Source organism: Streptococcus sp. 400_SSPC, from assembly GCF_001072745.1.
GTDB lineage: Bacteria > Bacillota > Bacilli > Lactobacillales > Streptococcaceae > Streptococcus > Streptococcus xiaochunlingii.
Map to the genome: position 1 here is coordinate 48,477 of NZ_JVIQ01000003.1, position 25,088 is coordinate 73,564.

Genomic DNA, 25,088 nt, shown 5'->3' on the forward strand with positions numbered 1-25,088 from the left:
TTTTCTCTAAAATAAAAAAAGAGGTGAAAACCATAGCAAAGCAAGACTTATTCATCAATGATGAAATTCGTGTACGTGAAGTTCGCTTAATCGGTCTTGAGGGCGAACAATTGGGTATCAAACCACTTGGTGAAGCGCAAGCACTTGCGGACGACGCTAATGTGGACTTGGTTCTCATTCAACCTCAAGCTAAACCTCCTGTTGCGAAAATTATGGACTACGGTAAGTTCAAATTTGAGTACCAGAAGAAACAAAAAGAACAACGCAAGAAACAAAGCGTTGTGACCGTGAAAGAAGTTCGTTTGAGCCCAGTTATTGACAAGGGTGATTTCGATACAAAACTTCGCAATGCTCGCAAGTTCCTTGAAAAAGGGAACAAAGTGAAGGTTTCCATTCGCTTTAAGGGTCGTATGATCACCCATAAAGAGATTGGGGCAAAAGTTTTAGCCGACTTCGCTGAAGCAACTCAAGATATTGCTATCATCGAACAACGTGCTAAAATGGATGGTCGTCAAATGTTCATGCAGTTGGCACCAGCAACTGACAAGAAATAATCTGTCAGAAAGTTAAAAAAAGGAGAAAATATCATGCCAAAACAAAAAACACACCGCGCATCAGCTAAACGTTTCAAACGTACAGGTTCTGGTGGACTTAAACGTTTCCGTGCTTACACTTCTCACCGTTTCCACGGAAAAACTAAGAAACAACGTCGTCATCTTCGTAAAGCATCTATGGTGCATTCAGGAGATTTCAAACGTATCAAAGCAATGCTTACTCGCTTGAAATAATCGCGTATTTGTAAGTAAAGAATTCTAGGAAATATTGGAGGAAATATAAATGGCACGTGTTAAAGGTGGCGTTGTATCACGCAAACGTCGTAAACGTATTCTTAAATTAGCTAAAGGTTACTATGGAGCTAAACACATCTTGTTCCGTACCGCAAAAGAACAAGTAATGAACTCTTACTACTATGCATACCGTGACCGTCGTCAAAAGAAACGTGACTTCCGCAAATTGTGGATCACACGTATCAATGCGGCAGCTCGTATGAACGGACTTTCATACTCACAATTGATGCATGGTTTGAAATTGGCTGAGATCGAAGTTAACCGTAAAATGCTTGCTGACTTGGCTGTTAACGATGCAGCGGCTTTCACAGCTCTTGCAGATGCAGCTAAAGCAAAACTTGGTAAATAATTAATAAAGAGATCCATTTGGGTCTCTTTTTTTGGATGAAGGAATCGGCTGTGACAGTGTCATCTTTTTTTCTTGCTGATTTCGTGCTATAATGAAAAAAATTTAGAATGTTCATGAAGGAGGACAAGACTGTGGGACATAAACGATTAGCTTGGGATGAGTATTTTGCGGCACAGGCTTTGTTAATATCGAATCGGGCAACCTGTAAGCGGGCCAAGGTGGGTGCTGTATTGGTCAAGGATCATAAGGTGGTTGCGACGGGTTACAATGGCTCTGTCTCTGGTACGGAGCATTGCTTGGATCATGACTGCCTCATGGTGGAGGGACACTGTGTTCGGACCCTCCATGCAGAGGTCAATGCCATTTTACAGGGAGCGGAACGGGGGATTCCCAAAGGTTTCACAGCCTATGTAACCCATTTCCCCTGCCTCAACTGTACCAAGCAGCTACTTCAAGTTGGTTGCAAGCGGGTTGTTTATATCCATCAATACCGCATCGATGAGTATGCCGAGTATCTCTACCGTGAAAAAGAAGTAGAGCTAGTCCATCTTCCATTGGAAGTGGTCAAAGAAGCTATTGCAGAGGCAGACTTTATTTAAGAATAGCTTGTTGTCTCACTAGCTACAATTAAAATGAAAGCTCGTTTTTGAGTTCACGCTTCACTGATTCGTCTAGAGGGAGGAGATTGTGATGAACCGTAAAATTTGCTACCCAATTCTCTTACTAGTCCAGGTTCTTGGAGCTCTTTTTCAAGTATTTATGCTCTTATCCGGAGAGCCTGGAAATGGAGAGAATCCCTCTATCATCTGGTTGTCAATCCTTCAGATTCTTTTATGGCTACTTATTCAAGTCTTTCTCACAGTAAAAATCTGGAAAGACCAGGGGAAGCAGGAAGGGCTTCTTCTATATGCTCTCTTCCTAGTTTTCAGCATCTTTTGGCCACAAGAGGTTCCTATTGCTTTGTTTGGTACTGAGGTGGTGATGAGACTTTCTCAACTTCCAACCTTAGCGATTGTCTTAATCATGATTAATAAGGTGGAGTGGCCTCGTCTTCGTTCTTTGGTTGGTCAGGAAGGAACCTGGTATCCAATCGTTCCGTTGGTTTCCTTGGGGATCAGTATCTTACAATTGGTAGATCGGATTCCTGTTGTCCTACGCTTGTGGAATATATTGGATCATTCAAAATCTGACTTTTACTGGAGATTATTTGAAGGTGTGGACCAAGAAGTTCTGCTTGTCATCTTGTTGTCCAGTTTCCTCATCATTAAGAATCAGAAGGTCCTATTTGTGCTCAGTTGCCTTTATGCTTGTTACTATCTTCCTTCTGTCTTGATAGATCTCCTCGTTTTAAAGACGACTTCACCCATTCCTTTTTACCATTCTGTCATTTCCGTTTACCTGATTTATAAACAGAAGGAAAGTTTGCAGAAGCTCTTTGGGGTTCGGTCAAGCGCCCTTTCGGACCAAGAAGGTGTTGCAAGTGGAGATGAAGAAGAGGCAGCTGAGCGGTTAGAAAGTCAAAGAGGTTCGGATGAAGTGAGCTCCGGAAATAAGGAATCATCTTCCTTATTATCCGATTTACTTTCTTACCCAAAACGATATGGCTATCCTAATGTATTCGTCTTGATGAAAGAAAAATTAGTCATCGCTCCTCTTGTTATGTTATTTGGGAACCAATCGAGTGATAGAAGTGAAAGAGTAGTAACAAAGGGCTTAGTGGCTTGGCAGAAAAGGCCTACAGTGGATGTGACAGTTGAGCAAGACAACAATAGCCAGCAGTCACTTGAGACATCTAGAGAGCCCCTTAACAGGAACTTAAGCAAGGAAGAAAATGCATCGTCTCCTTATTCCTATCTCTTTGCTCTTCCAAAATGGCTCGGTCTTACTTATTATGGCTTGGGCTTCGTCGGACTCATCTTGACCGGCCCTTTTGCCTTAATGATTTTTTATGCAACGAGTATCCATTTGATCCTATTCACCATCGGCTTTGTCTCAACTCAGTTCGCTTTGGCGATAGATTCTCGACTACTTTGGGCATCAGCATGTATTTTCTACGGTCTATCAGCTGTTTATGGCTTGCTGTTGCCACTACAGGTCCTCTCTGTCTGTTTAGCCATCGATGTCCTACTAGGTACTTTCTTTTGGGTGAAACGACCAAAGGGTACTAAGAAAAACAGTTTTTGACAAGAAAAAAGGCTCTATCATTGCGATAGAGTCTTTATTTGTTATTTCACTTCGCCACCTTCAACAACGAGGTCATCCGCTTTTGCAGCATCGCCGTAGGTTGGGTGAAGAGTTTTTTCATAAGCTTTGTGGAAGAAGTTTTCTTTTCCAAGCTTTTGAATGTCATCGTTAATGAAATCGAGGAGTTCTTTGTTTCCTTTTTGAACCGCTGGTGCGATAGTATCTGAATCACCAAGTGAAGTAATTCCAACTTCGTATCCTTTGTTTTCAAGGGCCCAAGCAAGAACTTCTGTGTTGTCTGTTGAGAAAGCATCGCCACGTCCATCTAGGAGAGCTTGATAGGCATCGCTGTATTGGTCATATTTTTGAAGTTTTACTTCTGGATGGTTCTTTTCGAAGTAGGTTTCAGCAGTAGTTCCCTTGGTTACGATCAAGGTTTTTCCTTCCAATTGTTTCACATCTGTGATGACCTTATCTTTAGGAGATACCACACCGAGTGAAACCTTCATGTAAGGAAGGGCAAAGTCTACTTGTTTCTTCCGCTCATCAGTAACGGTAAAGTTGGCTAATGTGATATCCACTTTATTGGAGATCAAGTATTCCGCACGGTTAGCTGCATCCACTGATACATATTTCGGTTTGACACCAAGGTCTTTAGCTAATTGGTTTCCTAGTTCGATATCGTAACCTTGGTAGGATCCATCATTATCAACATAACCAAAAGGTTTTTTGTCTCCAAAGACTGCGATACGAAGCTCGCCACTTTTCTTGATTTCTTCAATGGTACGTGCTTTAGAGCCGGTAGAAGAAGATGATGACTTGCTAGAGCCACATGCAGTGATAAAGAGCAAAGCGAGAGCGAAGGTAAAAAGAACTAAAATTGGTTTAATGAATTTCATAAAAATCTCCTTTATAGATATGAGCCAAATTGGCTAAAGTCAAATACATTTAAAAATTCTTGTGCTCGTTGGGTTTGTGGGTTGGTAAAGAAGGAGTGAGCACTTCCTTCTTCGGCAATTTTGCCCTGATCCAAGAAAATGATCCGATCGGCAATGGCTTGTGCGAACTGTAACTCGTGGGTCACCAGAATCATGGTCCGTCCTTCTTGGGCCAGGTCGTTGATGAGTTCTAGGACTTCCCGGACCATCTCAGGGTCTAGAGAGGCTGTCACTTCATCGAAGAGGATAATTTCTGGATGCATGAGGAGGGAACGGACGATGGCTACCCGTTGCTTCTGTCCACCAGACAATTGCCTTGCGTAGCTATGTTTCTTCTCCAAGAGACCGACCCGTTCTAGTAACTCTTCTGCTTCCTTGATGACTTCCTCTTTAGCTCGTCCTTGAGCTTTTGTAGGACCAAGAATCAAGTTTTGGAGAACGTCTAAATGGGGGAAGAGTTCATAACTTTGGAAGACCATCCCAATCTTTTGGCGGACCAGATGGAAGTCTTTTTGGTTTTTGGTTATGGATTGACCATCCAAGAGGATATCGCCAGCTTGGATAGTTTCTAAGCCATTGATACAACGAAGGAGGGTACTTTTACCACAACCAGAAGGCCCCAAGACCACCACGACCTCCCCTTTTTGAACCTTGAGCGAAAGGCCTTGGAGGATAGGAGTGTCTCCAAAGGATTTTTTTAGGTCCTTGATTTCTAAAATGGTTTCAGACATATTAATTCCTCCAGTGGTTTTCTAACTGTCCTGCTAATTTGGAAATAGGGAAGCAAACGATAAAGTATAAGACTAAAATGGTTCCATAAATCCAAAAAGAAGCGGTTGGGATGGTCAGGCGGTTGCTATCGATGATTTGTTGGCCGACCTTGGTAACTTCTACAACCCCGATGAGGACCACTAAAGAGGTTGTCTTAATCATACGGGTAATCAGGTTAATAGCTTGTGGAAGCAATCGTCTGAGAACCTGTGGGATGATAATGTAGTGGTATAGTTGAACCTTGCTTAATCCTAAGGCTTGTCCACTTTCAAACTGGTGTTTTGGAAGAGAAGTGATGGCCCCTCGAACCAAATCCCCCATCTCAGCTGTTCCCCAAAGGGTAAAGACGATAATGGCTGAACTTTCACCAGAAATGTTTATGTTGAAATTTCGGGCAAAACCGAAGTATACGATAAAGAGCAAGACCAACTGGGGCATGATCCGAATGAATTCCAGATAAAAGCGAGTGAGCAGACGAATGACTTTTGAATGAGAAGTCATCACGATTCCGAGTAAAGTTCCAAGGATCATAGATAGGAAGACAGAGATAATGGAAATCCCAATGGTCACGCCCAAGCCTTGGAGTATCCGAAGGAGATTATTTCCCTGAAAGAGTACTTGGATTCCCGAATCCTGCATGGCGTAATCTCCTTTCTATCCAACTAAAGAGAAGTGAAATCGGTAGTAAGAGAAGTAGATAAGCAATGACCAACATGGTCAGGGCGATGTCTGTCTCGTAATAGAGCCCGATCAAATCTTTTGCTACATACATGAGGTCAGCTAAAGCGACAACAGAGAATACAGAGGTCTCTTTAATCAGGAAAATGACATTGGCACTAAAGGAAGGCAGAGCCACTGCGGTCGCTTGTGGTAGGATCACATAGCGAAAGACCTGTCTGGGTGTTAACCCAATGGAGAGACCGATTTCATGCTGAGTTTGACTGACAGCTTCTAGACCGCTTCGGAAGGACTCAGCCATATAGGAACCCCCTAAAAAGATGAGACCAATCGTTGCACAGACTTCTGAAGAAAGGACGATTCCTATCCTTGGCAATCCAAAGTAGAGGAAGAAGAGCTGAATCAAGAGCGGTGTATTTCGAGAAAGTTCGATGTAACAGCCAGCTAGTTGACTTAAAATCGGTAGATGATAATGTCGGATGATACTGACAATCAGTCCTAAAAGAAATGAACCTAAAATTCCCCATACAGCAATGTGTAAGGTCAAGAAAAAGGCCTGCTGGTAGAGTGGAAAATATTGTTCAACAATTGACCAATCCAAAAATGATTTCCTCCTCTCTAATGAGCAAGGAAAAAAGAAATGCTACCTTACTGATTAGAAAATAATACAGTCATTGTAACACGAAACAAATCATTTGAATAATATGGATAATTTATCAAGCTGATAGATAAAATTTATCACTTATCATAGCCGATGAAATGAATTATCAAATGCGGTATAATAGGAGTAAGAAACGCCAAATAACTTAAGCTTGTAAAAGAGGAGGGATAAAGATGACAGATCAAGATCCAAAGTATGAATCAAACCAAGGGCATCAAGGTCTGCCTGAGGGGGCTGTTCAGCCACCAATGGCGACGCCAGTTCCAGAAAATGCTATTCAGCCATCAACGATGGGGCCAAATCCAGAAAATCCAGCTCAGTGGCCAATGATAGAGCAAGGTTCAGAAAAACCTGTTCCTAATACAGGGCTTCTAACTTTTGTATTTTTCCTAAACATCGGCTATCTTGGACTGTTTATAGGCAGTGCTCTGATGGTAGGAGGATGGGCAATTGCCTTCCTATTCTTTTTGGGATTACATCTGATTTCTTATATTATTGCCACAGTCCTGCTTGGCATTGGAAGGATATTCGCCAGTAAGGAGATTCTATTTGTCTCTGTAGCTTTCTTTTTCATCTCCATGTTTTTGGCTGGTGATCCGGATTGGTTCCTATTTCGAATTCCATCTATCATTTCCACTATTCTTGTCTTAATAGGCACTTTGCTATTGTAAGGATTAGAGTTGGATAGCAGTTAAGTTCAAAAGATATAGTTTCAAACTATATCTTTTTCTTTTAATAAAAAAAGGAATACTTGTGCAAAATCGTGTTATAATAGTTAGGTTATATGGTCCCGATAAGGTGGTAGAAAGCATCTACCAGTTCTTTGTAACTCTATAACGATTATTTTTTAAGGGGGGACATTTTTATGTCAGAACGTAAATTATTCACGTCTGAATCGGTATCTGAGGGGCATCCAGATAAGATTGCAGACCAAATTTCAGATGCTATTTTAGATGCTATTTTAGAGCAAGATCCAGAAGCACACGTTGCTGCTGAAACAGCTGTTTATACTGGTTCAGTGCATGTCTTCGGTGAGATTTCAACGACTGCTTATGTGGATATTAACCGTGTGGTTCGTGATACGATTGCAGAGATTGGGTACACCAATACAGAATATGGATTCTCTGCTGAGACGGTAGGAGTACACCCATCTTTGGTGGAACAATCTCCTGATATTGCCCAAGGGGTTAATGAAGCCTTGGAAGTTCGTGGGAATGCAGATCAAGATCCACTTGATTTGATCGGAGCAGGAGACCAAGGTCTCATGTTTGGTTTTGCAGTGGATGAAACAGAAGAACTCATGCCATTACCTATCTCACTCAGCCACAAGTTGGTTCGTCGTTTGGCAGAGCTTCGTAAGTCTGGTGAGATTAGCTATCTTCGTCCAGATGCTAAATCTCAAGTTACTGTTGAATATGATGAAAATGACCGACCAGTGCGCGTGGATACAGTCGTTATTTCAACTCAACACGATCCAGAAGTGAGCAATGAACAAATCCACCAAGATGTGATTAACAAGGTCATCAAGGAAGTGATTCCAGCTTCTTATCTGGATGATGAAACAAAATTCTTCATCAATCCAACTGGTCGTTTCGTTATCGGAGGACCTCAAGGAGACTCAGGTTTGACGGGTCGGAAGATCATCGTGGATACTTATGGTGGGTACTCACGTCACGGTGGTGGTGCCTTCTCTGGTAAGGACGCAACTAAGGTGGACCGTTCAGCTTCTTATGCAGCTCGCTATATCGCTAAAAACATTGTTGCTGCAGGTCTTGCTAAGAAAGCAGAAGTGCAATTGGCTTATGCGATTGGGGTGGCTCACCCTGTGTCTGTTCGTATCGATACTTTCGGTACAGGAACAGTTGCTGAAAGCAAATTAGAAGCAGCAGCGCGTCAAATCTTTGACCTTCGTCCTGCAGGGATTATTCAAATGTTGGATCTCAAACGTCCAATCTACCGTCAAACAGCGGCTTATGGACATATGGGACGGACGGATATCGATCTACCATGGGAACGTTTGGACAAGGTAGAAGCCTTGAAAGAAGCAGTTAACTAAGGATATAGAAAGGAGGCTGGGACAAAAGTCCTAGCCTCTCAATTATCTTTGGATTGTCGAGCAAGACGCAGTGGTTAAGTGGGCTCTACTACGCTGATTTCATCAGCTTTTACAACCCTACTCAACTGTGCGGAGGTGGGACGGCGAAATCGAATTCTAACGAATTACCGATTTCTGTCCCACTCTCTTTTTATGAAATTAATCTACAAATGTAAACAAAATGATTGACAAACAAAATGGAAGGTGTATAATGTAACTACAAATGTAAATTAATTGTTCTTGATGAGAGCTAGAAAGGTAAAAGAATGGCAAAGATTTCAAGTGCGGAATGGGAAGTCATGAGAGTTCTCTGGACTAAGGGGGAAGCGACTTCTACAGAAATAACCAAGATTCTCTCCACCAAGCAGGACTGGTCAGCTTCGACGGTGAAAACCCTCTTAGGACGATTGGCTGATAAAGGCTATTTGACAAGTCGAAGAGAAGGTCGAACCTATTTGTATCAGGCCATCCTCAATGAAGAAGAGACAAATTTTACAGCTGTCAATGAAGTTTTTAGTAAGATCTGCTTGACCAAGCATGGTCACATATTGGAGCGATTAATCCAGCAAACCCCTATGACCGAGGAGCAAATGAAGGGGTTGCAAGACCTCCTGGCTTCGAAAGTGAGGGTGGAGCGGGTTCAATGTGATTGCCAACCTGGCCAGTGTCACTGTGCCAGTCATGTGGAGGAAGAGATATGAAAGAAGAAACTTTTGTCATCAATGGGATGACCTGTGCATCCTGTGTGATCAATGTGGAGAAAGCTGTTAACCATCTTGAGGGTGTTGAAAAAGCGACAGTGAACCTAACCACTGAAAAAATGACGGTTGAATATCAGGGGGAACCTTTGAGTCCAGAGGCTATTTCAAAAGCAGTAGCGAACGCCGGTTATGAGGCAGTAGTATACAATCCAGATACAGCTAAGAGCCAAGAAGAGCGAGAAGGTGACAAGCTACAATTGATCCGAAAACGCCTCTTTTGGTCTTCCATCTTCACCCTGCCTCTCTTTTATCTAGCAATGGGCCCCATGATTGGCCTACCAGCACCTGCATTTGTTTCACCTGGTCGAGCACCTGTGGCTTATACTCTTGTTCTTTTGTTCTTGCCCATTCCCGTGATGATCTTTGGACGAGCCTTTTATCGAAATGGCTTCCGAACCCTTCTAAAAGGCCATCCCAATATGGATGCTTTGGTAGCTCTAGCGACTAGTGCAGCCTTTCTTTATAGCCTTTATGGGACTTATCACATATTGCTTGGTCACCACCATCACGTGCACCAGCTTTATTTTGAATCTGTAGCCGTGATCCTGACCCTAATTACTCTGGGTAAATATTTTGAAATGCTATCAAAAGGGCGTACTTCTCAAGCCATTAAAAAGCTCATGCATCTGGCGGCTAAAGAGGCAACGGTCCTACGTGATGGAAAGGAAGTGAAACTACCTGTAGAAGACTTGGTCATTGGAGATCAGATCCTGGTCAAACCAGGTGAAAAAATAGCCGTTGATGGTCAAGTGGTTTCCGGACAATCAGCCATTGATGAAAGCATGCTGACGGGTGAATCTATCCCCATCCAAAAAACTGAAGGCAGTCCAGTTTACGCAGGTTCCATTAATGGACAAGGTAGTTTGGTTTATCGGGCTGAGAAAGTTGGTCGGGATACCTTACTAGCACAAATCATTCAGCTGGTGGAAGATGCCCAACAAACCAAAGCACCGATTGCCAAGATTGCGGATCAAGTGGCAGGGGTCTTTGTCCCAGTAGTCATGGGGATTGCCCTCTTATCAGGTCTCTTTTGGTACTTCATCATGGGTGAGACCTTCACCTTTGCTATGACGGTAACAATTAGTGTCTTGGTCATTGCCTGTCCATGTGCTCTAGGCTTGGCGACTCCGACAGCCATCATGGTGGGGACAGGATTAGGGGCAGAGCATGGGATCCTCTATAAGAGAGGGGATGTCCTTGAGTTAGCTCACCAAGCGCAAGTCTTGGTCTTCGATAAAACGGGGACCATCACTCAAGGTAAACCTCAGCTGTCTTCTTCTTATACCTATGGTCAGAAGAACCATGCCTTACAACTCCTAGCTTCTCTGGAAGCCAAGTCCGAGCATCCATTGGGACAAGCTATTTTGGATGCTGCGAAAGAAGAGCATATAGACTTATTAGAGATGAAAAACTTCTCTAGTCTAACAGGAAGGGGCCTCACTGCTAACTATGGTGGGAAGGTTTATCTGGCTGGGAATCAAACGCTCATGGATGAGGAAGGAATCGATATTCATCTTGCCAAGGCTGACTTGGAGGACTTAACTCAGGATGGACAAACCCCGATTTTCTTAGCTGAAGATGGACAACTCTTGGCCCTATTTGGGGTAGCAGACCGGATTAAGGAAGATAGTTTAGAAATGGTTGCTAGCCTAGAAAAAATGGGCAAGGAGGTCATCATGCTGACTGGGGATAATGAACGGACTGCTCGAGCGATTGCCAAGAAGGCTGGAATCCAGCAGATCATCAGTCAAGTGCTTCCTCAAGAAAAATCACGGGCGATCCAAGATTTGCAAGCAGAAGGCAAGTCTGTGATCATGGTGGGAGATGGAATCAACGATGCACCAGCTCTTGCAACTGCGGATATCGGGATTGCCATGGGATCTGGGACAGATATCGCCATGGAAAGTGCCGATATCGTCGTCATGAAACCGCAATTGATGGATGTCGTCCGGGCTTTGGAAATTAGTCGTTACACGATTAAGACCATCAAGGAAAACTTGTTCTGGGCCTTTATCTACAATGTTTTAGCCATTCCGGTGGCGATGGGCCTTCTCTATCTCTTTGGTGGCCCGCTCTTAAACCCGATGTTAGCAGGTCTAGCCATGAGTTTTAGTTCAGTATCGGTTGTACTGAATGCTCTAAGATTAAAGAGAAAAAAATTGTAAGAACTAGGAGAAAAATTGCCTCCTCGAGTAAAAGAAGGGAAAATAATTATGTCAAAAACATACGAAATTAGTGGAATGAAATGCCAAGGTTGTGCCAATGCTGTCACTGAAAAATTATCCGCAGTAAAAGGTGTGGAAGAAGTAAGAGTCGATATAGAAAAAAATCAAGTAACCATTGAGGGGAAATCTTGGAAATGGTCCTTGAGCCGAGCTCTAAAAGGCAGTAAATACGAACTAGGAAATGAAGTGAAATAAACTCAGGAAAGGCGGTCCGAAAAGGGCTGCCTTTTTTAAAAAACAACAATAGAACACATAAATAAATTAGTCTTGCAAGCAAAAATATAAAAAAATAGTAAAACATATAGTTGAGGTTTTCTAAGGATTGGATTGACCGATCAAAAGATAAGAAGTAGTGGAAAATGAAGCGTTTTTATGATATAATAGATGCGGTAATTTTTTACCGAATGATTGAAAGAGCTTATACAAATTTACATGAAAAAAATTATAATTAATGGTGGTCGCCCTTTAAAAGGTGAGGTGACCATTAGTGGTGCAAAAAATAGCGTGGTGGCCCTTATTCCAGCGACTATTTTAGCAGACGAAATTGTGACCCTTGATGGTGTTCCAGATATTTCAGATGTGGCTAGCTTGATTGACATTATGACCCTCATGGGGGCAAAGGTGGAGCGAGATGGGGAGACTCTTATTATCGATCCACGTGGTGTACAAGATATGCCAATGCCATTTGGTAAGATCAATAGTCTTCGCGCTTCTTACTATTTCTACGGAAGTCTTTTGGGACGTTATAGCCAGGCAACTGTCGGTCTACCAGGTGGATGTGACCTAGGTCCTCGTCCCATTGATCTGCATTTGAAAGCCTTTGAGGCGATGGGTGCTAAGATGACCATGGATGGTTCGAGTATGAACCTTTCCACAAATGGGAAGCGTCTTCGTGGTGCAGCTATCTATATGGATACGGTTAGCGTTGGAGCAACTATTAATACCATTCTGGCTGCTGTTAAAGCGGAAGGTCGTACCGTTATTGAAAACGCTGCTCGTGAACCTGAGATCATTGACGTCGTGACCCTTCTCAATAATATGGGAGCACACATTCGTGGTGCGGGTACAGATATCATTACCATTGAAGGAGTGGACTATCTCCACGGGACGCGTCACCAAGTGATCCCCGATCGCATCGAAGCAGGGACTTATATCGCCCTTGCTGCAGCTGTTGGAGAAGGGATTCAAATCAACAATGTCCTCTACGAACACCTAGAAAGCTTTATCGCTAAGTTGGAAGAAATGGGCGTTCGTATGACGATTTCTGAGGATAGTGTGTTTGTTGAAAAGCAAGATAATCTGAAAGCTGTTCACATTAAAACCTCTCCTTACCCAGGATTTGCAACGGATTTGCAACAACCCTTGACTCCATTGCTCTTGACAGCTAATGGAAAGGGAAGCATCGTAGATACTATTTATCAAAAGCGGGTCAACCATGTGACTGAACTGATGCGCATGGGAGCGACCATTGAAACAGTTGGTGATCACATTGTTTACCAAGGACCAAATCAATTAACAGGTGCTCCAGTTAAGGCGACAGACCTGCGTGCAGGCGCTGCCTTGGTGATTGCTGGTTTGATGGCTCAGGGTAGAACGGAGATTACCAATATTGAGTTTATCCTTCGCGGCTATTCGCATATTATTGAAAAATTGCAACAATTGGGAGCTGACATCGAGCTGATTGATGAAGCATAACGAACGATTTTTATGAACATTTGGACGCAACTAGCAGCATTTTCATGTTTTGAAACAGAGCGCCTCTTCTTGAGGCCCTTTCTATATAGTGATGCCGCTGACTTTTATACCATATCCTCCAATCCAGAGAATTTGCCTTTTATTTTCCCAGCACAAACGTCCCTAGAGGAATGCCAGTATGTCTTGGCGAATTATTTTCTAAAGAATCCTTTAGGAATATGGGCGATTTGTGACAAGGGAACAGACCGTGTGATTGGATCGATTAAGTTTGAAAAATTGGATGAAATTAAGAAAGAAGCTGAACTTGGTTATTTCTTACACAAGGACTATTGGGGTCAAGGCCTCATGACAGAGGTTGTCAAAGAAATTACCTTCTTGTCCTTTCAGGAATTTCATCTCAAGCAAGTCCGAATCATTACCCATGTTGAAAATATTGCCAGTCAACAGGTGGCTTTACATGCCGGTTATAGTTTGAAACGGCAATTCAAGGGGAGTGACCGCTATACCCGAAAGATGCGGGATTATTACGAGTTCTGCATAGATAGAGGAGATCTCAATGAGTAAACACCAAGCGATCTTAGATTATTTGGAGAAACTACCAATTGGCAAACGTGTCAGTGTGAGAAGTATCTCGAACTATTTGCAGGTGAGTGATGGGACTGCCTATCGGGCCATTAAAGAAGCTGAAAATCGTGGAATTGTTGAAACGAGACCTCGTAGTGGGACTGTTCGTGTCAAGTCCAAAAAGGCTGTCCTAGAACATCTGACTTTCCGAGAGATTGTAGAGATTACCGGTTCAGAAGTCTTGGCAGGAAAAGAAGGGCTGGAACGAGAGTTCAACAAGTTTTATATCGGGGCCATGACAGAAGAGCATATTTTAGATTATGTCTCTGAAGGTGGACTCCTCATTGTGGGAGACCGGACCAATATCCAACGTCTGGCCCTCCAACACGACAATGCTGTTCTTGTAACTGGTGGTTTTGACGTCGATCCTTCTATTTTGGAACTGGGTCGCAGTGGTCAAACTCCTATCTTACGTACCAAGCATGATACCTATACCGTGGCGACCATGATCAACCGTGCTCTCGCCAACATGCAAATTAAAACGGATATTTTAACGGTCGAACAAGTCTATTCGCCTATGCATGAATATGGTTTTTTACGGGAAACAGATACCGTACGAGATTATTTAGATTTGGTAAGAAAGAGTCGGTTTAGTCGTTTTCCTGTCGTCAATCAACACCAGATGGTTGTTGGGGTAGTGACCATGCGAGATGCCGGAGACAAGACACCCCAGACAACTCTGGACAAGGTCATGTCCCGTAGCGTCTTTACGACAAACCTATCCTCTAGTATCGCCAATGTCAGTCAACGCATGATTGCAGAAGATTTTGAGATGATCCCTGTTATTCGCAGCAATCAGACCCTATTAGGGGTTATTACTCGTCGTGCTGTCATGGACCGGATGAGCAAGGAGCAATTGTCGGGCTTGCCAACCTTCAGTGAACAAATCAGTCAAAAAGTAGTTCTGCAAGCCAATCATTTTGAATTGACGGTTGAACCGAGTATGTTAGAAAAGAGTGGTGTTCTCTCGAATGGCGTTCTCACTGAAGTTCTAACAACAGTCACTCGCCAGCTCATGATGAATTCTGGGAAAAATTTAATCATCGAACAGCTCTTGGTCTATTACCTCCAAGCTGTTCAAGTGGACGATACCTTGCGGATTGAAACGCGTATTGTCCGACAGACTAGACGATCGGCTATTATAGATTTTGATTTGTATTTGAATTTACAGTTAGTTACGAAGGCCACCGTCACTTTGAAAATTAATTAGAATGGAAGTAGGAAATAGATGATTACATTGAAATCACAGCGTGAAATCGAAGCCATGGACCGTGCAGGAGACTTTCTTGCTAGTATCCATATTGGCCTTCGGGATTTGATCAAACCAGGTCTCGATTTGTGGGAAGTAGAAGAGTATGTTCGACGTCGCTGTAAAGAAGCCAATGTCTTGCCCCTTCAGATTGGTGTAGAAGGAAGCTTGATGGACTATCCCTATGCGACATGTTGTGGGATCAATGATGAAGTGGCTCACGCCTTTCCTCGCCACTATGTCTTAAAAGATGGTGACCTCTTAAAGGTGGATATGGTCTTATCAGAGCCCTTAGATAAGTCTGTTATTGATGTCTCAAAATTAGACTTTGATAATGTTGCACAGGTGAAAAAGTATACAGAAAACTACTCTGGTGGTTTGGCTGATTCTTGTTGGGCCTATGCAGTTGGTAATGTTTCCCAAGAGGTCAAAGATCTCATGGATGTCACCAAAGAATGCCTCTATAAGGGGATTGAACAAGCGGTTGTCGGAAATCGTCTGGGTGATATTGGAGCAGCGATTCAAGAATATGCTGAAAGCAAAGGCTATGGTGTAGTACGTGATTTGGTCGGTCACGGCGTAGGACCAACCATGCATGAAGAACCAATGGTACCTCACTACGGACGTGCAGGACGTGGCTTGCGCTTACGTGAAGGGATGGTCTTGACTATTGAACCGATGATTAATACCGGAACTTGGGAGATCGATACAGATATGAAGACAGGTTGGGCCCACAAAACCCTTGACGGTGGACTTTCTTGTCAGTACGAACATCAGTTTGTTATTACAAAAGATGGACCGGTTATTTTGACCAGTCAAGGCGAAGAAGGAACCTATTAAAACAAGTAGAGAGGAAAGAATGGAGCTGAAGATAAATAACGGTTTCGCTCTTTTCTCTTTTTATGACTTTGTTTAGGGGAGGATAGATATGAAAAAGTTTCTAAAATGGCTAGGCCAACGACCGTTTATTAAGGGGTTCTTGCGCTTTTATATGGCCTCTGAATCGGACATCACAAGTATAGCAGTGGCCTATTATTTATTGATTTCCATTCTCCCTTTATTGTTGATTGCAGCCAATATCCTTCCTTACTTCCAGATTCGTCCGACTCAGATTTTGCTGACCTTGCGTGAAGTATTACCCGCCTCCATGTACCGCATTGTCTTGCAAGTTATTTCATCGGTGCTTACTAAGCCGTCTACTGGTTTGCTGAGTTTCTCCATCATTTCGGCTTTATGGGTCTCCTCACAGTGTATCGCTTACCTGCAGAGAGCTTTCAATAAAAGTTATGGAGTGGAGAAGGAGAGGGGGATTATCTGGGCGAGAATCTTCAGTATTTTGATTAGTTTTGCTCTGCAAGGTCTGTTCGGTCTATCTTTGGTTCTTACCATGTTTGGCCGGATGATTATTCGTTCTGTCTATGAGATTTTTAAGTTTGATGAAAGTATCTACCTTCGCCTCTTAAATATTTCAGGACCTTCGGTTTACTTCCTGCTCTTTTTAACCTTGCTCTTGCTCTATTACACTCTTCCCAATATCAAAATTCCTAAGTTTCGCTATGTCTTTCCGGGAGCCATCTTTGTGACAGCAGTCCTTTATTTGACCTTGAATATTTTCTGGAAATATGTCGACCACTACATCACGAGTTTCTTAGATGCACGTTTCTTCGGGTCAGTCCTTTTAGCGGTCATTATGTTCTGGTTTATCCTGGTAGCTAAAGTATTGATTATTGGCTGTATCTTAAATGCTAGTATTCAATATGCGATTGAAGCGAAATTTGAAACAAAAGATGGGGATGTGGTAGCCAAGTACAAGTCTTCTAAGGTAGCTTTTCACCAAAAGGAAGCTTCTCTCAAGCGTCGTTTCCATCTTAAAAACTTGAGAAAAAATCAGGACTGATGTTAAAGAATAAAATAGGAACAAGCCGGTTTTCAGCCGGCTTTTTGTTTTATATAAATTTAGTTGCATTTGCAATAAAAATGTGATAGACTCCTTATAAAGGAAAGGAGGAGCAGATGAAGGTTCTAAGAGAGATTGGCATCATAGCCCGAGCCTTAGATTCGATTGCCAATATTGAGTTCCGAGATTTGGAACTGGCAAGAGGCCAATACCTATATTTAGTACGGATCGGGGAGCAACCAGGCATCATTCAAGAGGAGTTATCCGATTTATTAAAAGTGGACCGCTCAACAGTAGCCCGCTCTGTTAAAAAATTAGCTGATAAAGGATTTATCCGAGAATTAAATGATCCTTCCAATCAAAAGATAAAAAAATGGATCCTGACGGAAAAGGGTCAAGCACTTTATCCTTTTATCCTTGCTGAGCATGCTTATTCTGAGAACACTGCCTTAAAAGGTTTTTCAAAGGCAGAAATCCTTCAATTAGAAGAATGGCTTGCTAAAATGAGAGAAAACGTAGCAGCGGATTGGGAGCAAGTGAAAAAAGGTCAAAAAAGAAACTATAGTGAGGTAAAGAAATGAAATTTACAGTAGATCAAGCATTTTGGGATTTGTTTCCCCAAGCAAAAGTAGTGGTGATGACAGTAGAAGGTATCGACAATCATGTTGACGAGAGCAAGGATCCTTATTTTAAGGATCTGCTCGACAAGGGAGTCGCACGATCAAAAGAATATATTGATGAAGATCAGTTCACTGCTAGTCCAGTCGTTCAGGAATGGCGACAGGCTTTTACCAAATTTAAGACCAAAAAAGGTGCACGTTCGTCAATCGAAGCCTTATTGAAACGTGTGTCGCAAGGACGGGAGTTTTATCCCATTAATCCTTTGGTTGATCTCTACAATAGTGTTTCGCTAGCCTATGCTATCCCCTGTGGTGGTGAGGATATGGAAAAGTTAGCTGGAGGCTTATCCTTAGGAAAAGCTAAGGGGGGAGAGCCATTCTTCCCGCTAGGAGCTGAGGAAGACGCTCCGGCTTTGCCGGAAGAGATCATTTATTATGATCAAGAAGGTGCTGTTTGTCGTTGTTTAAACTGGCGGGAAGCTCAAAGAACCATGCTGACAGAAGAAACGCGACAGGCTATTCTTGTGATGGAGGCAGTGACTGAAGAACAAGCAGAACGGGCCAAAGAAGCGATGGACGAATTAAAAGGCTTGGTCAAGGACTACTTTGGTGTGGAAGGAAAGATTGCATATTTGAGCGCCCAAGTATCTAGTCTAGAAGTATAAAAAAATACCGTCAGAGACCATATGAGTTCTGACGGTTTTTCTTAGTTATTTGGAACTTATTTCTTATTTCGGAAGACAAAAAGTTTACTGAAAACATAGTTCAAAATGACGATCATAAATTGGGCGGCAAACGTTTCGATGGTATTAATTGCCGTCCGATTCATATTGACGAACTGACCAATGATTTGCGGATACTGGGTTACAAAGATGGTGGTCATCAGGAGGTCCAGCACGAGAGTTCCCATTCTAGCAAAAGAGAAAACAATCAACCGTTTCAACCAGCCTTTTCTTTCTTGTTTAAAGACAATCGTATCATTGGTAGCAAAGGCAAAAAGAATTCCTGCAATATTTCCAATCAAGGTAGCTAATTGTTCCTGGTCTGTCAGTTGGAAAACAATCAGCCGAGTAGCAACAGAAACAATCGTTGTAGCAACACCAAAAATCAGGTAGGCTAAGATTTCATTATCAAAGATTCGATTAAGTAGTTTTTTCATACAATTAGTCTATCATAATTTCCTTATTTATGCTATACTTATAAAGTTGATTTGCTGCTTTGAAATCTATTAGTTTGGGTCATCGGCAAAGATCAACCCTTGGTGCTTAGCTTCTTTCACCAAGCATATTATACGCGGGAAAACCGCTAAAGGAGAAAACGATGAAAAACTATACTGTTCGTGACTTGGCACAGATTGCCCTAGTTGCAGCTCTCTATGTGGCCTTGACCATTACGCCCCCGTTGAATGCCATCGGAAGCAACGAGATCCAATTCCGTGTTTCTGAAATGCTCAACTTCATGGCTTTCTACAACCGAAAATACATTTGGTCTGTTACCATTGGGTGTATGATTTCTAACTTCATGAGTTATGGAATTATCGATTTGATCGTTGGTGGTGGATCTACCTTGGTCTTCGTAACACTTGGGGTTTACCTATTTAAACGATTTGAAAAGGAAGAGCTCTTTAATGGATGGATTCGCAAGGATCATTTCTTATTTTCAATTTTCTTTGCCCTCTCTATGTTCACGATTGCCTTAGAATTGCATATTATAAACGAAACACCATTCTTCTTGAATTGGTTGACTACTGGTTTGGGTGAATTCGCTTCTCTGATTGTCGGAGCGATTCTGATCAAACGAATTTCAAATCATATTGATTTAACTCAATAAATTAAGAGTCTGAAGCCTTGCTTCAGGCTTTTTTTGCTCATTGAAATAGGATTTCGGCCGGGTAGTAAAAAAATGCTTTTTTTCTAGTGGGAAGTAGTCAAACAGGCCACAGTAAAGCGTTTTTATGGTAAAATAGAAGTATGGAAACCAGAATAAAAGAGTTAGTAAATCTACTCAACCAATATGCGGAAGAATATTATACCAAAGATGCTCCCTCGGTATCTGATCAAGAATATGATCGTCTATACCGAGAACTTGTAGAATTAGAAGAAGCCCATCCAGAATTGGTTCAACCCAATAGTCCAACTCATCGAGTCGGAGGAACCATTCTCAAAGGATTTGAAAAATACCAGCATACTTACCCGCTTTATAGCTTGCAGGACGCCTTTTCTTATGAAGAATTGGTGGTCTTTGACCAACGGGTTCGAAAGGAATTTCCATCTGTCACCTATGTATGTGAGTTAAAAATAGATGGTCTATCTATTTCACTTTCTTATGTGGATGGCGTCCTCGAAACTGGTGCTACGCGGGGGGATGGGAGTGTTGGAGAAAATATTACCGAGAACCTCAAGCGAGTTCGCGATATTCCTCTAGTTTTACCGGAACCTCTTACATTAACCGTTCGCGGAGAATGTTACATGCCCCGTGCGTCTTTTGATGCTGTAAATTTGTCCCGTCAAGAAAATGGGGAAGCAGAGTTTGCGAATCCTCGAAATGCTGCAGCCGGTACTCTAAGACAGTTGGATACGAAGATTGTTACGGAGCGCAAGCTCGCGACCTTCCTCTATCAGGAAGCTAGTCCTACTGACCAAGCGACCCAAGAGAAGGTATTAGCCAAATTAAACGGACTCGGTTTTGTCGTCAATCCTCATCACAAGATAGCGACTAGTATCGAGCAAGTTTGGACCTATATTCAAGAAGTGGCAGCCATGCGAGACCAGCTTCCTTATGATATCGACGGGGTCGTGATTAAAGTAAATTATCTAGCTGTTCAAGAAGAACTTGGTTTTACCGTCAAGGCTCCCAAATGGGCAGTGGCTTACAAATTCCCAGCTGAGGAGAAGGAAGCAAAACTCTTGTCAGTTGATTGGACTGTCGGTCGGACAGGAGTGGTGACACCAACGGCTAATTTGACTCCCGTTCAGCTGGCAGGGACGACTGTTAGTCGTGCTACTCTCCATAATGTGGATTACATTGCTGAGAAAGATATCCGCAAGGACGATACGGTTATTGTTTATAAGGCCGGGGACATTATCCCCGCTGTCTTGCGTGTTGTCATGGATAAGCGCATATCGGAAGAGAGATTAGAGATTCCGTGTCACTGTCCGAGTTGCGAGAGCGAGCTCCTTCATTTTGAAGATGAAGTGGCCTTGCGTTGTATCAATCCTCGCTGTCCGGCTCAAATAAAAGAAGGACTCGCTCACTTTGCCAGCCGTGATGCCATGAACATTACAGGCTTGGGGCCAGCAGTGGTCGAAAAACTGTTTGCTAAAGAACTGGTTCAAGATGTAGCAGGTATTTATCGGCTAACCGTCGATGACCTCTTGCAATTGGATGGTTTTAAAGAAAAATCTGCCCAAAAATTAGTAGATGCGATCCAGACATCGAAGGGAAATTCTGCTGAAAAACTATTGTTTGGTCTGGGAATTCGTCATGTGGGAAGTAAGGCTAGCCAGCTCTTGCTCCAGGAATTCCATTCCATTCCAGCTATAGCAGATGCAAAGGTTGAAAAGATTGCGGCGATAGACAGTTTAGGAATGGTGGTTGCTGAAAGTCTTAAGCGTTATTTTGCCCAGGAAGGCTCTCAACTTCTTTTAGAAGAGCTTAAGGATGCTGGGGTAAACTTAGATTACCTTGGACAAAAGGTTGCAGCAGATGCTCCTTTGTCCGGTAAAACAGTTGTCTTAACTGGTAAACTGGAACGTCTGACACGTTCGGAAGCCAAGGCTAAATTAGAAGCCTTAGGGGCTAAAGTCACAGGTTCCGTGTCCAAAAAAACTGACCTATTAGTAGCAGGTAGCGATGCGGGAAGTAAATTAAGCAAAGCGCAGGAATTATCGATTGAAATACAGGATGAAGCCTGGCTTGAAAGTTTATAGAGGCATGTATGGAAAATAAGATTAAAAAAGCACGAGTGATATATAATCCGACCTCTGGTCAGGAAATCATTAAAAAGAATATCGCAGAAGTTTTGGATGTGTTAGAGGATGTTGGCTACGAAACAAGTGCCTATCAGACCACTCCAGAGCCCCTTTCAGCTCAATTAGAAGCAGAACGAGCTGCAAAAGCTGGTTTTGATTTGATAATTGCTGCTGGAGGAGATGGAACCATTAATGAGGTTGTCAATGGGGTTGCTAGCTTGGAACACCGTCCAAAGATGGCTTTTATTCCAACTGGAACAACCAACGATTATGCTCGTGCACTGAAGATTCCAATGGGAGACCCAGTCGCAGCTGCACGGATCATTGAGAAGAACCAAACTATTCAAATGGACATTGGCCGTGCTTACGGAAGTAAATATTTTATCAATATTGCTGCAGCAGGAACCTTGTCCGAATTAACCTTTAGCGTTCCAAGTGAAGTGAAATCACGCTATGGCTACTTTGCTTATGTGGCCGAAGCTGTGAAAAAATTTCCTAAAAATAAAACCCGCAAGGTACGGATTGAACACGACAATGGGGTCTATGTTGGACCAGTTTCTCTTGTTTTCGTAGCATTGACCAATTCAATCGGTGGCTTTGAAAGTGTGGCACCAGATGCTAAACTTGATGATGGGAACTTTACCTTGATCTTAGTCAAAACAGCTAAATTATTTGAAATGCTGTCTCTCATTATGCAAGCTGTAAATGGTGGGAAACACGTTAATGATTCAAATATTGAATACCTCAAGACCTCTAAATTAAAAATTGAAGTTTTGGATCAGAAAGAAGAGTTCAAGATTAATTTAGATGGCGAATACGGCGGAGATACACCGGTAGAACTGGAAGTTTTCCACAATCACTTAGAATTTTTTGCCAACATCGATGAAATTAATGACGATGCTCTGGTCCGTTCAGAATATAAATCAGAAGAATAATGGAGAATCATTGCTGAGAGTGGGTAATGCCAGTTTCTTCATACATAGTTAATTAGGAAATAGGAAATACAATACGATGCATCAGTATCAAGTGAAAATCCACTACCATCATCCCGTAGGTGATTATTTCGCCCGTGATATGTGGAAGTGGCATGAAGGAGTATGGGGAGAGGAAGTCTCTTTCTCCAAGCTCGATTATTTTGGAGTTGAGGGGCTCCTAGTTTATAACTGTGAGACACCTCAACACATTGGCCATGTCATCATCAAGGAAGGAAACTGGCTTAGTCAGTCGGATGAATACCATATTGAGCTTTTACCAGAAGGGAAAGTGCGGGAAGTCTGGTTGATTCAAGGAGATGACACCGTTTATTATTCCTTGCAGGCTGCAATGACCAGTCATGAATACAGCCGTCGGAAGCCACGCGCTTTTGATATGGCGACGCACTATCAAGAATTTGATGCCAAATGGGGCTATCAGGGTTGGTTGGGATATCGCCAGCAAGATGATGATTACCGCTTTAAACTTTGGGCGCCTACTGCCAATAAAGTAGACCTTCTCATCTATGATTCTGTAGCCAATGACAGCAAGGTCTGGAAGATTGTCCCAATGGTTCGTGGTCAGAGAGAATCTAGCGACCATGTTCGCAATAACTGTGGTGTCTGGTATGCGGATGTCATGGGAAACCTCAGTGGACTAGCCTATCAGTATAAGGTTTATTTTGATTACCATACAGAGATTGCGCGTGATCCTTATACGATCGCTACCAGTGAAAATGGGAAAAAGTCTGCCATTCTTTCTCATCAGGATTGCATCTTCCCTGCCTTTCAGTCAGAAGCTTATGAAAAGGCTGACTGGCGTCTGGATAATCCTTGTCAGGCGGTTGTCTATGAAATGCATGTCCGGGATTTGACCATCTCTCCGACTTCCGGGGTGGATGATGCCTATCGAGGAACCTACCGAGGAGCTCACCAGACTGGGACGAAGAACGCCCAAGGAGATGCCACAGCCTTTGACTATATCAAGGAATTAGGGGTCAATGTGGTCCAACTGCAACCAGTGACCGACCGCTATAAGACCTATGATGAAGACGGGAATGTCCTCTACAATTGGGGCTACGACGTGCAGAATTACTCTGCTCCAGAGACTAGTTACTCGACCAAACCTCACGATCCTAAGACCACCATGCGTGAGTTAAAAGAAATGATACACGCCTATCATGAAGCGGGTATTTCGGTAGTCATGGATGTGGTCTATAATCATATCTATTCGACAGAAGATGGAGCTTTCCAAACAACCGTTCCTGATTATTACTACCGGATGAATCCAAATGGATCCTTCCAAAATGGTACAGGAGTTGGGAATGAGACGGCCAGTGAGCATGAGATGTACCGCAAATTCATGATTGATTCCTTGACGTATTGGGTAAAAGAATATAAGATTGACGGTTTCCGCTTTGACTTAATGGGGATTCACGATGTGGATACTATGAATGAAATCCGTGAAGCCATGGACGCAATTGATCCACGGATTCTCCTTTATGGAGAAGGTTGGGATATGGGGACAGGATTGGCTCCGGAAGATAAGGCCAAAAAGGACAATGCTTATCAAATGGCCCAAGTCGGTTTCTTTAATGATACCTCTCGAGATGCCATTAAGGGAGCTGAGGTATTTGGTTCCATCAAACGTGGCTATGTTAGTCGCAAGTCTACAGAAGATATCATTGCGCGCTCCGTACTTGGAAGTGCAGAGTTGGGATCCTTCCTAACGCCAAGTCAGGTCCTCAACTATGTAGAAGCCCATGACAACTACAACCTCTACGATTTACTTTCTTATGTCCATCCAAATGATTCTCAGGAAAAAATTAAGAAGCAGGTAGAAATGGCGACAGCCATGAATCTCCTCTTCCAAGGGATGGCCTTTATGCAGGTTGGACAAGAGTTCCTACGAACCAAACTAGTTGCAACGGGCGAAGATGGAGAAGTGACACCTCAAGATCGAGAACGGGCCATGAATTCCTATAATGCGCCAGATGCTGTCAACCAAGTCGATTGGGATTTAGTATCTGTCAATAAGGATACAATCGAATATGTGCGTCAAATCATTCATTTGAAGAAGACCCTACCTGCCTTGTCCCTCGAATCTTATGAGGAAATCTACCAACATGTCTTCGTGCATACAGCAGATATGGGCAGTGGTGTTGTTGTCTTTGAATTGACCTGGGATAAACACTATTATGTTATCTTTAACACCAGTGGACTACCATTCTATCTCCAGAACGCAAATCATCTTGAGCTCCTTGTTGGAAATAGCCGAAACAAACGTCCATTCTATGTAGAGAATTTAACAGCTTCCATATTTGAATGGAAGAAATAAATAAAAAAAAAGATTGGGATTTCCTAATCTTTTTTCAAATAGAAGATAATGTCCTCTTAAAAACTTTCCTTAGGTGAGTACGGACGTCAGCGAACTTCTCTGAAGTTCCAAGACTTAGTTTTGAACCTAAAGTTTCAAAACTCCCGAGTACTTGAAACACTATGTTTCAAGTACTTTTCTCACAGCGGAAAGTTTTAGATTTGCTTTAATAAT

At 42.6% G+C, this 25,088-nt stretch carries 26 protein-coding genes, 1 riboswitch and 1 other annotated feature (1 of these 28 only partly in view); of the genes, 21 read left to right on the plus strand and 5 right to left on the minus strand.

All coding sequences use genetic code 11. The annotated features are described in order from the left end of the window. Window positions 1-8, plus strand: a sequence feature (ribosomal protein L20 leader region); it begins 123 nt to the left of the window's first position. Between the two features lie 15 nt (window positions 9-23). The 5 genes from infC (at window position 24) to ADH49_RS00745 (ending at window position 3,381) form a co-directional block, all read left to right on the plus strand. Further along, entirely contained in the window at window positions 24-554 is a 531-nt protein-coding gene (gene infC, locus ADH49_RS00725; protein WP_006597373.1) for a translation initiation factor IF-3, read from the plus strand. Window positions 555-587: 33 nt separating this feature from the next. Further along, window positions 588-788, plus strand: coding sequence for a 50S ribosomal protein L35 (gene rpmI, locus ADH49_RS00730; protein ID WP_001125942.1), 201 nt, complete (start codon window positions 588-590; stop codon window positions 786-788). Window positions 789-837: 49 nt separating this feature from the next. Further along, the gene (gene rplT / locus ADH49_RS00735; RefSeq protein WP_000124834.1) at window positions 838-1,197 is read left to right on the plus strand and encodes a 50S ribosomal protein L20; all 360 of its coding nucleotides are present in this window, start codon (window positions 838-840) and stop codon (window positions 1,195-1,197) included. A 131-nt stretch (window positions 1,198-1,328) separates the two neighbouring features. Beyond that, the gene (locus tag ADH49_RS00740) at window positions 1,329-1,796 is read left to right on the plus strand and encodes a deoxycytidylate deaminase (RefSeq protein WP_023023644.1); all 468 of its coding nucleotides are present in this window, start codon (window positions 1,329-1,331) and stop codon (window positions 1,794-1,796) included. Between the two features lie 91 nt (window positions 1,797-1,887). Next, a complete protein-coding gene (locus ADH49_RS00745) occupies window positions 1,888-3,381 on the plus strand; it encodes a hypothetical protein (protein ID WP_048688055.1) in 1,494 nt (497 codons plus the stop codon). Window positions 3,382-3,422: 41 nt separating this feature from the next. Here ADH49_RS00745 and ADH49_RS00750 read toward each other — a convergent pair whose 3' ends face one another. The 4 genes from ADH49_RS00750 to ADH49_RS00765 are packed head-to-tail and all read right to left on the minus strand — an operon-like array spanning window position 3,423 to window position 6,369. Then, window positions 3,423-4,280 (minus strand): cysteine ABC transporter substrate-binding protein, encoded by an 858-nt coding sequence (locus ADH49_RS00750; protein WP_048688060.1) that lies wholly within the window; start codon window positions 4,278-4,280, stop codon window positions 3,423-3,425. An 11-nt stretch (window positions 4,281-4,291) separates the two neighbouring features. Further along, window positions 4,292-5,050: an amino acid ABC transporter ATP-binding protein gene (locus tag ADH49_RS00755; RefSeq protein ID WP_048688064.1), complete on the minus strand. Its 759-nt coding sequence runs from the start codon at window positions 5,048-5,050 to the stop codon at window positions 4,292-4,294. A 1-nt stretch (window position 5,051) separates the two neighbouring features. Further along, complete coding sequence (locus tag ADH49_RS00760) at window positions 5,052-5,729, minus strand: amino acid ABC transporter permease (protein WP_048688070.1); 678 nt, start codon at window positions 5,727-5,729, stop codon at window positions 5,052-5,054. Further along, window positions 5,689-6,369 (minus strand): amino acid ABC transporter permease, encoded by a 681-nt coding sequence (locus tag ADH49_RS00765; RefSeq protein WP_048688074.1) that lies wholly within the window; start codon window positions 6,367-6,369, stop codon window positions 5,689-5,691. The genes ADH49_RS00760 and ADH49_RS00765 overlap by 41 nt, the downstream gene beginning before the upstream one ends. 233 nt (window positions 6,370-6,602) lie before the next feature. Here ADH49_RS00765 and ADH49_RS00770 point away from each other — a divergent pair, with 233 nt between their 5' ends. The 12 genes from ADH49_RS00770 (at window position 6,603) to ADH49_RS00825 (ending at window position 18,260) form a co-directional block, all read left to right on the plus strand. Further along, a complete protein-coding gene (locus ADH49_RS00770) occupies window positions 6,603-7,100 on the plus strand; it encodes a hypothetical protein (RefSeq protein WP_053091439.1) in 498 nt (165 codons plus the stop codon). Window positions 7,101-7,294: 194 nt separating this feature from the next. Further along, a complete protein-coding gene (metK, locus tag ADH49_RS00775; RefSeq protein WP_048688076.1) occupies window positions 7,295-8,485 on the plus strand; it encodes a methionine adenosyltransferase in 1,191 nt (396 codons plus the stop codon). Window positions 8,486-8,790: 305 nt separating this feature from the next. Further along, window positions 8,791-9,225 carry a CopY/TcrY family copper transport repressor gene (locus ADH49_RS00780; RefSeq protein WP_048688079.1) on the plus strand — a complete coding sequence of 145 codons (435 nt, stop codon included), beginning with the start codon at window positions 8,791-8,793 and terminating at the stop codon, window positions 9,223-9,225. Continuing rightward, window positions 9,222-11,450: a heavy metal translocating P-type ATPase gene (locus ADH49_RS00785; protein WP_048688082.1), complete on the plus strand. Its 2,229-nt coding sequence runs from the start codon at window positions 9,222-9,224 to the stop codon at window positions 11,448-11,450. The genes ADH49_RS00780 and ADH49_RS00785 overlap by 4 nt, the downstream gene beginning before the upstream one ends. 48 nt (window positions 11,451-11,498) lie before the next feature. After that, on the plus strand, window positions 11,499-11,705 hold the full coding sequence (gene copZ, locus ADH49_RS00790) for a copper chaperone CopZ (protein ID WP_048688240.1): 207 nt from the start codon (window positions 11,499-11,501) through the stop codon (window positions 11,703-11,705). Between the two features lie 237 nt (window positions 11,706-11,942). After that, a complete protein-coding gene (locus ADH49_RS00795) occupies window positions 11,943-13,205 on the plus strand; it encodes a UDP-N-acetylglucosamine 1-carboxyvinyltransferase (protein WP_048688087.1) in 1,263 nt (420 codons plus the stop codon). 12 nt (window positions 13,206-13,217) lie between these two features. After that, complete coding sequence (locus tag ADH49_RS00800; protein WP_048688090.1) at window positions 13,218-13,769, plus strand: GNAT family N-acetyltransferase; 552 nt, start codon at window positions 13,218-13,220, stop codon at window positions 13,767-13,769. Then, entirely contained in the window at window positions 13,762-15,039 is a 1,278-nt protein-coding gene (spxR, locus tag ADH49_RS00805) for a CBS-HotDog domain-containing transcription factor SpxR (RefSeq protein ID WP_006596063.1), read from the plus strand. Before ADH49_RS00800 ends, spxR begins: the two co-directional genes overlap by 8 nt. Before the next feature lie 18 nt (window positions 15,040-15,057). Then, a complete protein-coding gene (locus tag ADH49_RS00810) occupies window positions 15,058-15,918 on the plus strand; it encodes a methionyl aminopeptidase (protein WP_048688095.1) in 861 nt (286 codons plus the stop codon). Between the two features lie 88 nt (window positions 15,919-16,006). Next, window positions 16,007-16,975 carry a YihY/virulence factor BrkB family protein gene (locus tag ADH49_RS00815; protein WP_048688100.1) on the plus strand — a complete coding sequence of 323 codons (969 nt, stop codon included), beginning with the start codon at window positions 16,007-16,009 and terminating at the stop codon, window positions 16,973-16,975. 116 nt (window positions 16,976-17,091) lie between these two features. Further along, window positions 17,092-17,556: a MarR family winged helix-turn-helix transcriptional regulator gene (locus ADH49_RS00820; RefSeq protein ID WP_048688103.1), complete on the plus strand. Its 465-nt coding sequence runs from the start codon at window positions 17,092-17,094 to the stop codon at window positions 17,554-17,556. Then, window positions 17,553-18,260 carry a B3/B4 domain-containing protein gene (locus ADH49_RS00825; RefSeq protein WP_048688105.1) on the plus strand — a complete coding sequence of 236 codons (708 nt, stop codon included), beginning with the start codon at window positions 17,553-17,555 and terminating at the stop codon, window positions 18,258-18,260. Before ADH49_RS00820 ends, ADH49_RS00825 begins: the two co-directional genes overlap by 4 nt. A 56-nt stretch (window positions 18,261-18,316) precedes the next feature. Here the strand turns inward: ADH49_RS00825 and ADH49_RS00830 are convergent, their stop codons facing one another. Beyond that, the gene (locus tag ADH49_RS00830) at window positions 18,317-18,754 is read right to left on the minus strand and encodes a GtrA family protein (protein WP_048688108.1); all 438 of its coding nucleotides are present in this window, start codon (window positions 18,752-18,754) and stop codon (window positions 18,317-18,319) included. A 28-nt stretch (window positions 18,755-18,782) separates the two neighbouring features. Further along, window positions 18,783-18,918: riboswitch (PreQ1 riboswitch) on the plus strand. Here ADH49_RS00830 and ADH49_RS00835 point away from each other — a divergent pair. The 4 genes from ADH49_RS00835 (at window position 18,916) to pulA (ending at window position 24,875) form a co-directional block, all read left to right on the plus strand. Continuing rightward, the gene (locus ADH49_RS00835; protein ID WP_048688111.1) at window positions 18,916-19,425 is read left to right on the plus strand and encodes a QueT transporter family protein; all 510 of its coding nucleotides are present in this window, start codon (window positions 18,916-18,918) and stop codon (window positions 19,423-19,425) included. Its footprint overlaps the riboswitch before it by 3 nt. Before the next feature lie 140 nt (window positions 19,426-19,565). Beyond that, window positions 19,566-21,524, plus strand: coding sequence for an NAD-dependent DNA ligase LigA (gene ligA / locus ADH49_RS00840; RefSeq protein ID WP_048688114.1), 1,959 nt, complete (start codon window positions 19,566-19,568; stop codon window positions 21,522-21,524). 8 nt (window positions 21,525-21,532) lie between these two features. Further along, window positions 21,533-22,501: a diacylglycerol kinase family lipid kinase gene (locus tag ADH49_RS00845; protein WP_048688118.1), complete on the plus strand. Its 969-nt coding sequence runs from the start codon at window positions 21,533-21,535 to the stop codon at window positions 22,499-22,501. A gap of 76 nt (window positions 22,502-22,577) precedes the next feature. Next, a complete protein-coding gene (gene pulA, locus ADH49_RS00850; RefSeq protein WP_048688120.1) occupies window positions 22,578-24,875 on the plus strand; it encodes a type I pullulanase in 2,298 nt (765 codons plus the stop codon). Window positions 24,876-25,088 lie beyond the last annotated feature (213 nt).